General features: G+C 55.8%; 13 protein-coding genes. 10 read left to right on the top strand and 3 right to left on the bottom strand.

Features of this window, described 5'->3' with window-relative positions; translation table 11 throughout:
• Positions 1-27 precede the first annotated feature (27 nt).
• From ACRBB0_RS15650 to ACRBB0_RS15635, 4 genes are all read left to right on the top strand, one after another.
• A complete protein-coding gene (locus tag ACRBB0_RS15650; RefSeq protein WP_431375382.1) occupies positions 28-903 on the top strand; it encodes an AAA family ATPase in 876 nt (291 codons plus the stop codon).
• Positions 900-2081, top strand: coding sequence for a vWA domain-containing protein (locus ACRBB0_RS15645; protein ID WP_431375381.1), 1182 nt, complete (start codon positions 900-902; stop codon positions 2079-2081). The genes ACRBB0_RS15650 and ACRBB0_RS15645 overlap by 4 nt, the downstream gene beginning before the upstream one ends.
• Positions 2078-2893 (top strand): XdhC family protein, encoded by an 816-nt coding sequence (locus ACRBB0_RS15640; protein WP_431375380.1) that lies wholly within the window; start codon positions 2078-2080, stop codon positions 2891-2893. Before ACRBB0_RS15645 ends, ACRBB0_RS15640 begins: the two co-directional genes overlap by 4 nt.
• A 137-nt stretch (positions 2894-3030) precedes the next feature.
• Entirely contained in the window at positions 3031-3480 is a 450-nt protein-coding gene (locus ACRBB0_RS15635) for a CoxG family protein (RefSeq protein ID WP_431375379.1), read from the top strand.
• A gap of 22 nt (positions 3481-3502) precedes the next feature.
• On the opposite strand, the gene ACRBB0_RS15630 is transcribed toward ACRBB0_RS15635, so the two are convergent.
• Both ACRBB0_RS15630 and ACRBB0_RS15625 read right to left on the bottom strand, forming a co-directional pair.
• A complete protein-coding gene (locus tag ACRBB0_RS15630) occupies positions 3503-4906 on the bottom strand; it encodes an MATE family efflux transporter (RefSeq protein WP_431375378.1) in 1404 nt (467 codons plus the stop codon).
• A complete protein-coding gene (locus ACRBB0_RS15625; RefSeq protein ID WP_431375377.1) occupies positions 4903-6777 on the bottom strand; it encodes a cation:proton antiporter in 1875 nt (624 codons plus the stop codon). Before ACRBB0_RS15625 ends, ACRBB0_RS15630 begins: the two co-directional genes overlap by 4 nt.
• 155 nt (positions 6778-6932) lie before the next feature.
• On the opposite strand from ACRBB0_RS15625, the gene ACRBB0_RS15620 reads away from it, so the two are divergent.
• The 6 genes from ACRBB0_RS15620 (at position 6933) to ACRBB0_RS15595 (ending at position 13662) form a co-directional block, all read left to right on the top strand.
• The gene (locus tag ACRBB0_RS15620; RefSeq protein WP_431375376.1) at positions 6933-7976 is read left to right on the top strand and encodes a substrate-binding domain-containing protein; all 1044 of its coding nucleotides are present in this window, start codon (positions 6933-6935) and stop codon (positions 7974-7976) included.
• Positions 7977-8110: 134 nt separating this feature from the next.
• A complete protein-coding gene (locus ACRBB0_RS15615) occupies positions 8111-9379 on the top strand; it encodes an ABC transporter substrate-binding protein (RefSeq protein ID WP_431375375.1) in 1269 nt (422 codons plus the stop codon).
• Positions 9380-9452: 73 nt separating this feature from the next.
• Positions 9453-10424, top strand: coding sequence for a carbohydrate ABC transporter permease (locus tag ACRBB0_RS15610; RefSeq protein ID WP_431375374.1), 972 nt, complete (start codon positions 9453-9455; stop codon positions 10422-10424).
• Entirely contained in the window at positions 10421-11248 is an 828-nt protein-coding gene (locus ACRBB0_RS15605; RefSeq protein ID WP_431375373.1) for a carbohydrate ABC transporter permease, read from the top strand. The genes ACRBB0_RS15610 and ACRBB0_RS15605 overlap by 4 nt, the downstream gene beginning before the upstream one ends.
• Positions 11249-11254: 6 nt before the next feature.
• Complete coding sequence (locus ACRBB0_RS15600) at positions 11255-12262, top strand: ABC transporter ATP-binding protein (protein ID WP_431375372.1); 1008 nt, start codon at positions 11255-11257, stop codon at positions 12260-12262.
• Between the two features lie 44 nt (positions 12263-12306).
• Entirely contained in the window at positions 12307-13662 is a 1356-nt protein-coding gene (locus ACRBB0_RS15595; RefSeq protein ID WP_431375371.1) for a hypothetical protein, read from the top strand.
• 483 nt (positions 13663-14145) lie between these two features.
• Here the strand turns inward: ACRBB0_RS15595 and repC are convergent, their stop codons facing one another.
• The gene (gene repC, locus ACRBB0_RS15590) at positions 14146-15216 is read right to left on the bottom strand and encodes a plasmid replication protein RepC (protein WP_431375370.1); all 1071 of its coding nucleotides are present in this window, start codon (positions 15214-15216) and stop codon (positions 14146-14148) included.
• Positions 15217-15347: the final 131 nt, after the last annotated feature.

The raw sequence follows: 15347 nt of genomic DNA, 5'->3' as shown, positions 1-15347 counted from the left end.
GCCCCTCTTCCACTTTCGGACGACACCATGACCTTTCAAGACTTGCAAACCGCCATGGCGGATCAAGGATATATTGCCGATGATGATCTGGCGATGGCCGTTCATCTGGCGCTGTCGCTTGGTCGGCCTTTGTTGCTCGAAGGGGCCGCTGGCGTCGGCAAAACGGACGTTGCGCGCGTGTTATCACAGGTGCGGGACACGGAGCTGATCCGCTTACAATGCTACGAGGGCTTGGACGCCGCGCAATCCATTTACGAATGGAACTACCAGCGGCAATTGCTGTCGATCCGGGCCGCCGCCGAAGATGGGGAAACCGGTCGGGATGTTGAGACGCGGATTTTTTCCGAAGAGTTTTTGCTTGAACGACCTTTGCTCAAGGCCATTCGACAGCCAGAACCACCGGTTTTATTGATTGATGAGATCGACCGGTCCGATGAGGAATTTGAAGCCTACTTGCTTGAAATACTGTCAGATTTCCAAATTACGGTCCCCGAACTCGGGACCATCACTGCCACGACCCGACCCATTGTCATACTAACGGCAAACGGCACCCGCGATCTTTCAGACGCGTTGCGCCGCCGGTGCTTATATGCCCATGTCGCCTATCCTGATCGCGCCACTGAATTGGCAATTCTCAAGACACGCTGCCGAGACCTCGAAACGCATTTGGCCGAGCAAATCATCGGTTTCGTCCAGTCTTTGCGCAAAGAAGACCTTGAGAAAAAGCCCGGCATTGCCGAGATGCTGGATTTCGCCGCCGCTTTGTCGGGCCTGGGCATCAACGACCTGACCCAGGATCCGACGATCTTGCAGGCCAGCCTTGCGACTTTGCTCAAAACCCAAGGGGATCGCGCCAATATTACGACGGAAGTAGCACAACGCCTTGCTGGCAAAGCAGCATGAGCCGGGTCACCAAATTCGCGGCCCAAGACCCTGGCCCCGCCGCACGCATGGCCGGGTTTATGAACCATCTGCGCGCCAATGGGCTCCGTCTTGGTGTTGCTGAAACCGGTGTCGGATTGTCCGCCCTCACCCACATTCAGGCCGTCGATCCAGATCAAACCCGCCACGCCTTGCGGTCGATTTGTTGTAGCGGCCCCGAGGATACCGAACGGTTCGACGATCTGTTCAACGCCTTTTGGCTTAATGGTGGGCGGGTCGCAGAGAAGACAATTCCCGTACCAACTCCCGCCTCCGACCATGTTCACAGTTCACGCAAGGCCAAGGGGCAGGACGCCGACACAGGGACGGGAACGCCAAGCACGCCAGATGCAGGCGAGGGAGACGCGCAGGCCGATGGTGAGGGTCGTTTGCAGGCCAGTTTGCATCAGGCCACTCTGAAAAAGGACCTGCGCGATCTGGTTCAACCTGAGGACATAGCCGAAGCGCAAAAGATCGCGGAGCGGCTCGGCACAGCGCTGCGACACCAAAGATCACGCCGTCGCAAGCAGGCGCGCAAAGGCGATCACATTCATTTTCGCAAAGTGATCCGCCAGAGCCTTGCCACCGGGGGCGAACCTATGCACCTGCCACGCAAACAACGCCCGGATCGGCCTTTGAAAATCGTCACCCTGTGTGATGTGTCGGGGTCGATGACCAGCTACGCACAGGTGTTTCTGGCTTTTATCGCAGGGCTTATGCGCGCCGATAAAACCGCCGATGCCTATCTGTTTCACACCCGCCTCGTGCGCATTGCCGAAGCTTTGCGTGACAAAGACGCGCTGCGGGCACTTGGGCGGCTGTCGGTTCTGGCCGATGGCTTTGGAGGCGGGTCCAAAATCGGGGCGTCGCTTGACCAATTTACCCGGACGTATGCGCGCCGGTTTGTGGATGGTCGCACGGTCGTTTTGATATTGTCCGATGGCTATGACACGGACACGCCTGAGCTGATTGGCACCGCCCTTGAGCGCCTCAAAAAGCGCGGCTGCAAGATCATCTGGCTCAACCCGCTCAAGGGGTGGGCCGGCTACGCACCCGTGGCCCAAGGAATGGCTGCCGCCCTGCCCCATCTTGATCTCTTTTTTCCGGCCAACCGTTTGGCTGATTTTGCCGCGCTCGAACAGGAGCTGACCCACCTATGATGCCCGCCGACATGACCAACCCCGAAATCGCAGAGCTCGCAGAAAAACTGCGCGCCAAGGGCGAACCCTTTGCAATTGCAACCGTGATCCGAACCTTGGGGGCGACGGCGGCAAAACCGGGCGCCAAGGCGTTGATCGATGCGCAAGGCGAGATTTTGCAAGGCTGGATCGGCGGGGGCTGTGTGCGCGGTGCCATCGCGAAAGCCACCAAACGCGCCTTGGCAGACGGCACACCACAGCTCATTTCACTGCACCCACAGGATTTACTGGATGAAAAGGGCATAGCGCCGGGCGATGACGTCGAAGGGGTGCAATTTGCCCGCAACGGCTGCCCGTCCAAAGGGTCGATGGATATTTTCGTCGAATTGGTACTGCCTTTGCCCGAACTGGTCATCTACGGCGACGCCCCGGTTGCCCAATCGCTGGCGCGGCTGTCTTCGCAGTTTCAATGGGCTGTTCTGAGCGGACCAGCCACCGCCCCCAGCCCCCAACGAACAGCCAGCGCCGGGCGCATGATCGTTGTGGCCACCCAAGGCAAGAACGATCTCGCCAGCCTCAAAGCCGCATTGGCCTTACCGAGTGCGTTTGTCGCCTTTGTCGGCAGTCGTCGCAAATTCGCAGCGCTCTCTGAAAAGCTGCTGGCCGACGGTCTGGCGCAGTCGGTTTTGGACCGGGTTCAGGCCCCCGCAGGTCTGGCAATCGGCGCGGTCACACCTGACGAAATCGCCCTATCCATTTTGGCGCAACTGACCCAAGAGCGCCGCCGCGACCAACGTGGCCCACACTCTGAATCAAAAGGGAATTTTTCATGAAACGCCTGCTCATCCGCACATTGAAACGCTTTGCCTACAAACCGCTCAGCAAGGAACAGGCCGACATTTTGGCTTCGGTCAAATTTCCCTGCTGCTAGTCGCCAATCGCGCCCAACGCCCAAAAAAGGACATTCCACTTGGACCTTCATGACGAAATAACCATCAACGCACCGATGGCCCGCGTCTATGACGCGCTGAACGACCCCAACATCCTGCGCCAATGTATCCCCGGCTGCGAAGAGTTGATCAAGCATTCAGACACGAATCTTGAGGCCAAAGTCGTCCTCAAAGTTGGACCTGTCAAAGCCCGTTTTAGCGGCACGGTTGAGCTTGACATATCCGGTGCGCCAAACGCGTTCTCTCTGAGCGGTCAAGGCAATGGCGGCGCGGCAGGGCATGCCAAAGGCGGGGCCGATGTCACTCTTCGCGAAGAGAATGGCCAAACGGTTTTAACCTATACAGCCAAGGCCGAGATCGGTGGTAAACTTGCTCAACTTGGCTCGCGTCTTGTCCAGAGCACGGCCAAAAAGCTGGCCGCGAAGTTCTTTAACAGCTTTGCTGAGCTTCTAGGCACCGTCGACGCCTGACTCCAACGGCCCGCCTGCCCATTTATCTGCGATGATTCAGTATGGTAAAGAGGCGGCGGTGGCCGGAAAAATCTGGACGATCTGTGGGGCAATCTTGATCACGCTCTGATTTGCGCATGACATGTTCGGCCATGACAATCGCGACAATCGCAACAAAGACCCCTCCCGCCATTTGCCCGATCAGCACACCAGCGGCGCCCCAATATTGGGCCCCCACATAGACAAACGGGATCACCCCAAGCGTGTTGCGCCCCCAATTCACCCAGGTGGAATAGAACGGATGGCCCAGGTTGTTAAACGACGCATTGGCAACAAATATGATGCCGTTGAATATCCATAACAATGACAACGGCCCGCAAAACAGAAAGATCAAATCGCGCGCCACGCCGGTCGCGTTGAACACGTCCGCCACAACGTCACGGGTGAGGTATAGGACCCCAACAACCGGGAACACATATACGATGATCAGCACGACGGAGCGGTTAAAAGCGCTGCGCACCCGACGGTGCTGTTTGGCTCCGAAGTTTTGGCCTATAATCGGACCAATGGCACCGGACATGGCAAAGATCAGGGCAAAAGCCACCGGGGTCACGCGCCCGATGATCGCCATTCCCGCGACGGCTGCTTCGCCAAATTCTGCTGCAATTCTTGTAACATATGCGCCGCCAATAGGGGTGGCGACATTGGCCAGCATGGCCGGCAATGCGATGGCTGCTATCGGCTTGAGATCCTTTATCAACGCCGCCGGTGACAAAAGAGTCATCCCGCCATAGCGCCGAACCAGATACCAAAACGACACCCCTGCCATCGTAAACCGCGAGGCCACCGAAGCCCAGGCCGCGCCTTCGAGCCCCATATCGAGCCCAAATATAAAGATCGGATCAAGCACAGCATTGATGATCCCCGCGCTAAGGGTCGCCATCATCGAAAGTTTTGCCGCGCCATGGCTGCGCAGGGCTGCAGACGCCACAATCGCAATCAATACAATGGGCATGGTGGGAACCAGAATCTGTAGAAAGGAAACGGCAAGGTTTTGCGTTTCTCCGGTTGCCCCAACAAGGCCGGTCAACGCAGCCAGATTTTGGTAGATCAAAATGGCCACAACCACCGCAAAGGCAAAACCGACCACCAGGACATGCGTCAACAATTCTCGGGCGCGCTCTGGGTTCCCTTCGCCCAACGCCTTGGCAACCAAGGCCCCGCCCGCAATCCCAAGCCCGATGGACAGCGACGTTGTCACGAACAAAATCGTTCCGGCGAAACCGACCGCAGCCGCCAGTTCCTCGATGCCAAGCATTGCGATGAACAACATATCGACGAGGTCGACCACAAACAGCGCGATAAACCCGACAGCCGCTGTAAGCGACATGGTGACGATGTGGCCGGTCAGGTTTCCACTAAGGAACTTTGCCTGTGCGGTGCTCATGATTTGGACTCAGTTGAACCGGTCATTATGGCCTGCATCCTTGCGCTCAACTCTGCCTCCCAATCCTCGCGTTGGTCACGGATTGACGCCACATATTTCTCGTTTTCCATTGGCGGAATGTCCGGGTCATAATGTGCCGCCGCATCAAGCATCAAGCGACGGTCAAGCTCGTTAAAAGCTTCGACCATCTGGTCCGCCTGCGTGCGGGAATATCCCAATGCTTCAATTGATGAGCGCCCCATGCGCATGGAACTGTCATAGGTTTCGCGAATGATATCGCGGCACCCGGCGACCCACAGGTCGTACACATGATTGCGGTCCATCGCACGGGCTACGATATGCAAATCTGGGTAATGGTGACGCAGATATTTGACCAATTCGGTCGTCCGCTCTTTGTCATCAATGGCAATCACAAACAGCTTGGCGTCGGCCACCCCGGCGGAATGAAGCAAATCCGGGCGGGTCGCGTCGCCATAGTAGGCTTTCAAATCAAAAGCTTTGATCATTTCAAGCTGGTGCGCAGAAAAATCAATCACTGTCGGTGCCATCCCACATCCGCGTAGCACCCGCGCCACCAAACCTCCGACGCGACCATGCCCTGCGATGATGATGTTTGATCGCTCTTCGATGGCGTCCATTTCCCGCGCTTCCGATTGAACAAAACGCGGAGCAACGACACGGTCAAACAGAATAAACAGTGCTGGCGTGAGCAACATCGACAAGGCGACAATCAAAAGCAAAATCTGGGCGAGATCACCGGGAATGACTGCGCTCGAAACGGTAAACGCAAGCAGGACAAAGCCAAATTCACCCGCTTGGGCCAAGCCAAGACTGAAAAGCCAGCGATCGGCACCGCGCAGCTTGAACATCACAGCCAGCGCATAGAGAACGGCTGATTTCGCCACCATCAATCCAATCGTCAGCCCTAGGATCATAGCGAAGTTGTCAAACAACAGGCCAAAATTGATGCCCGCCCCGACGGTCATAAAAAACAAACCAAGCAAGAGGCCTTTGAACGGGTCAATGTCACTTTCGAGCTCGTGCCGGTATTCGCTGTTGGCCAAAACAACACCCGCTAAAAACGTGCCCAAGGCGGGCGAAAGCCCGACCAGCGACATCAAGAGCGCAATGCCGATAACAATCATCAAAGCTGCCGCAATAAACAGCTCGCGAAGTTGAGCGGCTGCAATGAATCGAAAGATCGGGCCCGTGAGATGCGATCCGATGACAATCACCCCCGCAATCGCCGCAAGGGTGACCAGCGCAACACCCCACCCCGGTAGTCCGTCCACCAGACTAAGTGAGCTACCATGACCATCGTCGCCATGGGAACCATGCGCCAACGCGTCGACCAGTTCAGGCATAGCAAGCAGCGGAATCAAAGCCAACATTGGGATCACAGCGATGTCTTGAAACAGCAAAACCGAAAAGCTGGATTGGCCGCCGTCGCTGCGCATCAGCCCTTTTTCACCCAATGTTTGCAAGACAATAGCCGTCGACGAAAGCGCCATGACAAGCCCAATCGCCAATGCAACCGTCCAAGGTTGGCCAAAGGCCATCGCAACGCCCATAACCAAGAGCGTGGTCAGCCCCACCTGCCCGCCACCAAGCCCCAAAAGTTTGGCGCGCATCTCCCAAAGCATTTTGGGTTCAAGCTCAAGCCCGACCAAAAACAGCATCATAACCACACCAAATTCGGCGAAATGTTGGATCGAGACCACATCCACATGTAGCCACGCCAAGATCGGGCTGATCGCGATCCCCGCAATCAAAAAACCCAAAACAGAGCCAAGGCCAAGACGAGACGCAATCGGCACAGCGATCACACCCGCGACAAGAAACACAAAGGCAGCAAGAAGAATGTCGGTCATGGTAAAGGCGATCCTAGTGGGATGGGGGCTGTTGTCGCAAACATGCAAGAGAAATAACAGAATAGCTAGCGTGCCGGTTCTTCAAACTCAGTGCGATGCGAATAAATCCCTGCTGGCTCCGCCCTGCACCTAATGGTTTTCTTTTGCAAAACGGTATGCCATTGCTTTCAACCATGGCCACGCTCAAGGATATCAGCAAACATCTCGGACTGTCCGTCACTCAGGTCAGCCGGGCGATGAACAACCATTCCGATGTAAGCGAAGCCACCACTGAACGGGTCCATATGGCGGCGCGTGAACTCGGCTATGTTGTTAATCAATCCGCCCGTTCCCTTGTGACCGGCCGCAGCGGTTTGGTGTCCTTGATCCGACCGGGTGGGCTGTCTGGCCCCGCTGACTTGTCGGTTTTGGAAACCATTTCGGGACTGTCGAATGAGTTTTTCGAGCGCGGTATGCAATTTGTCCTGCAAATGATGCCCCCCGGAAGCGACGCTTTGCCAGTTTACCGGCAAGCCTCGGCCAGCGGCGCATTTGACGGGTTCATTTTGATTGATGCCAAGCTGAACGATCCGCGTGTCACCTTGCTGGAAACGCTGGGGTCGCCTTTCGTCATGCATGGGCGCGCTCAGCCCGACGCCACGCATCCCTATTTCGACATCGACAATTTTGAGGTGGCGCGCAGGCATGTCACCCATCTGACCGAGCTTGGACACAAACGGATTGCCATGTTGAATGCTATTCCGGGTCAGGCCTATACCGAATACCGAACCCAAGGGTATCAGGCAGGGTTGTCTGCTGCTGGCCTGCCATTTGATCCGTCTTTGGTGGTCAACACCCAGATGACCGAAGGCAACGGTATGATTTCGACCGCCCGCCTGTTTGAAGATGAGCAAAATCGCCCCACGGCCTTGATATGCGGGAGCATCTTGCTGGCCAAGGGCGCCTATACTGCCCTTCAGGCTATGGGATTACGCATTCCCGAAGACGTTTCGGTTGTCGCCCATGATGACGTATTGCACGACATTCGCGGATCGGCTTTTTACCCGTCTTTGACCGTGACCAAATCCGCGTTTTCCGAAAGCTGGTCCGTTCTGGCAGATATTTTATGCGCCGAAATTCGAGGCGATGAAAGTGTTGCACGTCAACATGTTGCCGAGTTTGAGTTTATCGTTCGAGCCTCCTCAGCGGCCCCAAGCTAACCCAGTTTTTCACAAAGCATCTTGACAGTTTAACTCTGTGCCAACCATAAATCCGAAACGTTTCGGATTCTTCTATCCGTGATTCCGAAACGTTTCGGTCAGGCAGGAGGGCCTGACCTTAACAGGAGGAAAACATGACCACATCCATCACGCGCCATTTGCTCGGTGCTGCCGCAGTGACGGCCATTGCCACGACATCCCTAGCCGACGAGGTGACCCTGGCATCCGGGATCACCGGCAGCCGCATCGAAGATTTCAAAGCGATCGTCAAACCCTGGGAAGCCTCCACCGGCCACACAGTCACTCTGGTGCCGATGCCCGCGTCATCAACCGACCAATTTGGTCAATATCGTCTCTGGCTTGCTGCTGGAAACAGCGACATCGACCTGTATCAGACCGATGTGATTTGGGCCCCGCAATTGGCCGAGCAACTGGTCGATCTGTCCGAGGTCGCTGGTGAGCTGATGCAAAGCCACTTCCCATCCATCGTTCAAAGCCAAACCGTTGGCGACAAACTGGTTGCTCTACCGCTCTATACCGATGCGCCGGCCTTGTATTACCGCTCTGATCTTCTGGAAAAGCACGGTGCCAGCGTCCCAGAAACCTGGGAGGAGCTCACCCAGACCGCGCAAAAAATCCAAGACGCCGAGCGGGCAGCAGGCAACGATGATCTGTGGGGGTTCGTTTGGCAAGGCAACGCCTATGAAGGCCTGACATGCAATGCGCTGGAATGGGTCAAGAGCTTTGGTGGCGGTCAAATCGTAGAGCCAAACGGCGATATCTCGATTAACAACGACAAGGCCATCGCCGCTCTTGATTTTGTCGCCACCTGGCCGGGCACAATCTCTCCCGAAGGTGTGCTGGCCTATAAGGAAGAAGAAGCGCGCGGTGTTTGGCAGACAGGCAACGCTGTTTTCATGCGGAACTGGCCCTATGCTTATGGGCTTGGCAACAGTGAGGACAGCGCGGTTAAGGGCAAGTTCGCGGTGACGACCCTGCCCACCGGCGGCGATCATGACACCAGTGCCGCGACACTGGGCGGTTGGAACATCGCCGTATCAAAATATTCGGAAAATCAGGACATCGCCATTTCGCTGGCCATGTATCTCGCTGGCCCCGAGGCTCAGAAAATTCGCTCTCTGACTGGCAGCCGCCTACCTACGATTATGTCGCTCTACGAGGACGCCGACATTGCCAAAGAAGTTCCGATTATTCCGCAGTGGAAACAGGTTTTCCTGGAGGCTGTGCCGCGCCCATCCGCGCCAACCAAAGGGGCTTACAACGAAGTGTCGTCCAAGTTTTGGTCCGCCGTTCACAACACCCTGTCCGGGGATGGCACGGCCGCAGAAAACCTTGAGCTGCTTGAGCTAGAGCTGAGCGATCTCAAAGGGTCCGGCTGGTAAAAGCCTACTCCTGTGGGGTGGTCGGGCCTCATCCCCGGCCACCCTCCCCTGCCCTCTTAACTCCGGACGCGCCATGAGCACCCCCTCCCCTTCCCCATCAAAACCATCGGCGGGCCTAAGCCTCACGGCGCAACGTCGCCGCGCAGCGCTCTGGTTTTTGGCCCCGATGCTGGCCGCGCTGTTTTTCGTCGCCGCTTGGCCCCTGCTGCGCACCATCTATTTTTCATTTACCGACACAACATTGACCAACCTTTATGGCGGCGAATGGATCGGGTTTGACAACTATCTGAGCTATCGCAAACTGTCCTCTGGGCGGGTGATCTGGCGCGGGACATTGGCCGATCCCGCCTGGTGGAACGCCTTTTGGAACACGTTGCGGTTTGCCTTTGTCTCGGTTGGGCTGGAAACCGTTCTGGGCCTGGGCGTTGCCCTTGTGCTGCACCAAAATTTCACCGGCCGGGGCTGGGTTCGCGCCGCGATTTTGATCCCTTGGGCGATTCCGACCATCGTGTCGGCCCGCATGTGGGGTTGGATGCTGAACGACCAGTTTGGCATCATCAACGATCTGCTGCTCAAACTTGGTTTGATCGACGCAAAAATCGCCTGGACCGCCAATGTCGACACCGCCATGACCGCAGTCCTGATTGTCGATGTTTGGAAGACCACGCCCTTTATGGCGCTGTTATGCCTTGCCGGATTGCAGATGGTGCCCAAAGACATCTACGCAGCCGCCCGTGTCGATGGCATCCACCCTATTCGCGTGTTTTTACGCGTCACCCTGCCCTTGATCCGCCCGGCGCTGATGGTGGCCGTGATCTTTCGGATGCTCGACGCGCTCCGGGTGTTCGACCTGATCTATGTCCTGACCCCAAATTCCAAAGCGACCAAGACCATGTCCGTCATCGCCCGTGAAAACCTAATCGATTTCGACAAATTTGCCTATGGATCGGCACAATCAACGCTGTTGTTTGCGCTGATCGCTGTATTTGTCAGCGCCTATATCTGGCTGGGCAAAGTTGACCTCTCCGGGGATCAGTCTCAATGAATAAGCGTCTGAAAAATATAGGTTTTTATGCCATTGTCTGTGTGATTGTAATCCTCGCAGTCTTTCCGTTTTACTATGCCATCATCACCAGCTTGAAAACCGGCACCGCCCTGTTTGAGGTTGATTACCTCCCCACCTCTCTGGACCTCAGCAACTACATCGACGTGCTGTCCAATCCAAATTTCGCCCGCAGCATTTGGAACTCGGTTCTGATCGCCGGGCTAACGGTTGGCTTTGCGATGTTCCTTGCGGTCACGGCGTCTTATGCGCTGGCCCGTGTTCGATTTCGCGGCCGCGGCTTGTTGCTTATGTCGATCCTCGCTGTTTCAATGTTTCCCCAAATCGCCGTGCTGGCCGGGTTGTTCGAATTGGTGCGGGCCTTGGGCATCTACAACACCCCGTGGGCGATGATCCTGTCTTACACGATCTTCACGCTGCCCTTTACGGTCTGGGTGTTGACCACATTTATGCGCGACCTGCCGATTGAGATCGAAGAAGCAGCGATCATCGACGGGGCCACCCCGTGGAACATCATCACCCAAGTGTTCTTGCCTCTGATGTGGCCTGCCCTCGTCACCACCGGGTTGCTTGCCTTTATCGGTGCGTGGAACGAGTTCCTCTTTGCCCTCACCTTCACCGCCTCCGAGACCCAGCGCACCGTTCCGGTGGCCATCGCGCTGCTCTCAGGCAGTAGCGAGTTTGAAACCCCTTGGGGCACGCTCATGGCCGCGTCGGTCATTGTGACTGTGCCGCTCATCATTCTCGTTTTGATCTTTCAACGCAAAATCGTGGCTGGCCTCACCGCCGGCGGCGTCAAAGGATAACCTGACATGGCTGAGATAGAGCTGAAAAACCTGCGCAAAAGCTATGGTGCGCTTGACGTGATCAAGGGCGTCGATTTGAAAATCCGCAAAGGCGAATTCATGGTTTTTGTCGGCCCGTCCGGGTGCGGAAAATCCACCCTATTGCGCCTGATTTCCGGTCTGGAAGAGATCACCGATGGTGATCTCGAGTTTGACCACATCCGGGTCAACGACCATATCCCGTCCAAACGCGGTATCGCCATGGTGTTCCAAAGCTACGCGCTTTACCCGCATATGACCGTGTTTGAAAACATGGCATTCGGGATGAAGCTGGCCAAGTCTTCGAAAGAGGACATGCACGCTCGGGTGACCACTGCGGCCGAGATGCTGCAAATCGACCACCTGCTTGATCGCAAGCCCAAGGCATTGTCAGGCGGGCAGCGTCAGCGTGTTGCCATTGGCCGCGCCATTGTGCGCGACCCGCAGGTGTTTTTGTTCGACGAACCCTTGTCCAACCTCGACGCGGCGCTGCGCGTTCAAACCCGGTTGGAAATTGCCAAGCTGCACCACGACATGGACGGGGTGACAATGATCTATGTGACCCATGACCAAGTCGAGGCCATGACCCTCGCAGACCGGATTTGTGTGCTGCGTGATGGTTTGGTCGAACAGGTGGGCACCCCAGAAGAGCTATACGACGCACCCGACAGCGTCTTTGTTGCAGGGTTCATAGGCTCGCCCAAAATGAACCTTCTCACTGATGGATTGGCCGCCGCGCATAACTGTTCCACTTACGGCATTCGGCCCGAACATATTGAGATTTGCAAGCCGTCCGACGGGCTTTGGAACGGCAACGTGGTGCATGCCGAGAACCTCGGATCAGACCACTACCTGTTTGTAGACATCGGAGCGAGTGACCCCCTGATTGTTCGACGATCCGGCAAACAGACCACCCCCATCGGCACGGCGCTTGGCCTGCATCCGCAGCCCGGCCATGCCCACCGTTTTGACGCCCTTGATCGGGCCATTCGATAACCTTTCAACAAGACGTGCATAGCGCACAAAACAGGACAGAGACTATGACCAAGATTGTTCTTGTCGGGGCGGGAAGCCTCCAATTCGGCACGGGTATGCTCGGAGATATTTTCCAGAGCACACACCTCAGCGGCGCGGAAATTGTGCTGCATGATATCAACCTTGCGGCGGCTGAACGCACGCTGCACGTGGCCCAAAACCATATTTCAGCCCATGATCTTGACCACACAATCAGCGCCACAACAGATCTCAAATCCGCCTTGCAGGGCGCGCGCTTTGTGGTGATCTCCATCGAAGTCGGAGATCGTTTTGCCCTTTGGGATCTGGATTGGAAAGTGCCACAGCAATATGGCATCGCCCAGGTCTATGGCGAAAATGGTGGCCCTGGGGGGCTGTTCCATAGCTTGCGGATCATCCCGCCCATTTTGGACATTTGTCAGCAGGTCATGGACACCTGCCCTGATGCGACCGTGTTCAACTATTCCAACCCAATGAGCCGGATATGTACCACGGTGCATCGCAAATTCCCCGATCTGGAATTTGTGGGCATGTGCCACGAGATCGTCTCTCTTGAGCGCCATCTTGCCCCGCTGTTGGGCGTTGATCGCTCTGAGATCAGCTACCGCGCCGGTGGCCTCAACCACTTTTCCGTCATGACGGATGTCACCTATCTCAGGGATGGTTCCAGCGCTTATGACGATGTTCGGGCCAAGGCAGCCGCCTATTTCGGCAGCAAACCGGGGTATTCCGAAATCTTGCAAGCTTCGCGTAAAACCGGAGCGTCGATTGAAACCGAAGGCTGGATGGACGTGGATCTCAGCCAGATTGAAACCGTCCGTCCATGGTCCGACCGATGGTTGTTTAAACATGTGCTCGAGACGTTTGGGGCCTTGCCAATTACATATGACAGCCACTTTGGGGAATATATCCAATGGGCACATGATTGCTCTGACCATCAGGGCATTTTGGATTTCTACACCTATTATCGCAACTTCCTTGGCAAGACCGATCCGGTGATTGAAGACACCTTAAAAGAACGTGTGGTTCCGATTATGGAGGCCCTCACCGGGGCCCCCTCTTACGAGGAAGCCGCCGTGAATATCCCGAACAAGGGTTACATCCCCAATCTTCCCGATTGGATTTGCGTCGAGGTTCCTGCAATTGTCGACGAAAACGGGGTGCATGGTATCAGCGTCGACATCCCGGCGGGCATCCGGGGACTGTTGTCCAATCAGATCGGCATTCATGACATGACAGCGGAAGCCATCCTGAATGAAAGTCGTGACCTTGCGGTCCAAGCTTTGCTGGTTGATCCCGTGGTCACTAAGTCAAAAGGGATGGATACTTTGGTGGATCACATGATCGCGGAACAGTCGCCATGGCTCGACTATCTAAAGTGAATTTCTAGCCGTCTGACAATTCCGAAATCGTTCAACGGCCGCCTTTGATGGGCGGCCGTTTTTTGAGGCAAGCCGAATTCCTCTTGGTCTCAGGTGCCCCAAAGAGTGTTGAATACGCTGTTTGCGAAGACATTGCCCTCGCGGTGTCCAAGCGCCTACAGGAAAACCAAGGCAATTTTATTTGCGTTTCGTCAAACCAAGAGTGAGACGGTATGTTTTGTGTTCTGAAACCGCTTGATGATCCAAACCTGACGTCTAGATGTTTGGTCGCGCCCCTATAGGCCAATGATGCCATTGTGGATATGGCTACGCTGGATTGAGATAATCAAGGACACGGGTCACCAATATTCAGCGTGCCCGCCTGCCCTAATCCAATCATCGCGAAAATTGTCAGCTGACAATTGCGCCTCCAAATTGCCCAATCATCACCTACTACGCTCCGCATCCCAAAGCCTTGCCTTTGTCTTGGTCTCTTAGGTTCACTCAAATTGTCAGCTGACAATTTTGCGCCTTGGTGTGTTGGAGAGCCTTTAGCATGGGCAAAACACTAAACCGCCCCATGGCCGCTTTTTGACCCAAACAACGCAAGTACGCCCCCGGCGAGCGGATCGTAGACAGCCGTTCATGGATGCTCAAAACCGCAATGGCGGCTGGAACTTGGCCAAGGCGTTGCAAAGCTTCATGCCACACGGGCTGATTTATACCCAGCATCGGCGCAAGCTGATTGGCAATTGTGTGCAAGTCCTGCCATGTTCGCACCCTATCAGGAAAGAGCGCTTGGGTTTCTTTGCATTGTTCCATGATCTCCTCAGGCGACATCTCAAGAGATCGGTCACCTTCAGAGTCAAAATCAGATTTAATTGTATCTTGTATGTGCCGCTCATTTTGGTTGGCAGCGGTGTTCATTTTGGCTGTGTCCACAACAGGTTCCACAGGGTTTTCCACGTCTGGTAATTGGGCAACCAGTGTCTCGATCAGAGCTTCAAGTTGTTCGGGTGACAATTTCCGGCGCAAGAGTTTGTTGAGGTCTTGGTCAGGCTCAATCGCGTGAGACAATAACGTATGCCGAAGGGCCATCAGACGATCCCGAAGGCTTTTGCAACGCTCGCGGGTTTCACGCGCAAGGAGTGCGGCGTCGGCAACTTCATCGGCACGCCAGGCAAGCGGCGAGAGATCAAACCCAAACGCGATGTCAACGTGGCCACGGACCTGACGGGCATAGCGTTTGCCATTGGGGCTCGCATGGCGGGTGATCACACCTGCGGCAACCAGATGGCCCAAATGACGACGCAGGGTGCTTTCGGGCATCCCATTAAGCCGGTCCGAAAGGGTCCGGTTCGACGGGAAGACGATTGCGGCGTTGGGCTGCAAGGGGAGGGCGCGATCAGGCAAAAACGTCAAGAGGGCCTTCAAGACACCCAGGCTGCGATGCGACAGGCCAAAGCTGTCGGCACCTTCACTGAGATCTTTAAGAAGCGCCCATTTGTCCGGACCGTTAGGGATCTGGACACAGCTATCCTGCCGCCCAAATTCGGTTTGGGTCGTCATTTTCATGTAAATTTCACGAAGGACAAAGAAAACCCGGCCCTATGCTCACACATAGAGTTGACAGGAGTCAGGTCGAGCGGCTATCTCAAAAGTGCAAAGATCGAGAAGGGCCTTCTAGACGTAGTTCTGGGGGGCTT

Source organism: Pelagimonas sp. (assembly GCF_050633425.1).
GTDB lineage: Bacteria > Pseudomonadota > Alphaproteobacteria > Rhodobacterales > Rhodobacteraceae > Pelagimonas.
This window is presented reverse-complemented; position numbering and strand designations above follow the sequence as displayed.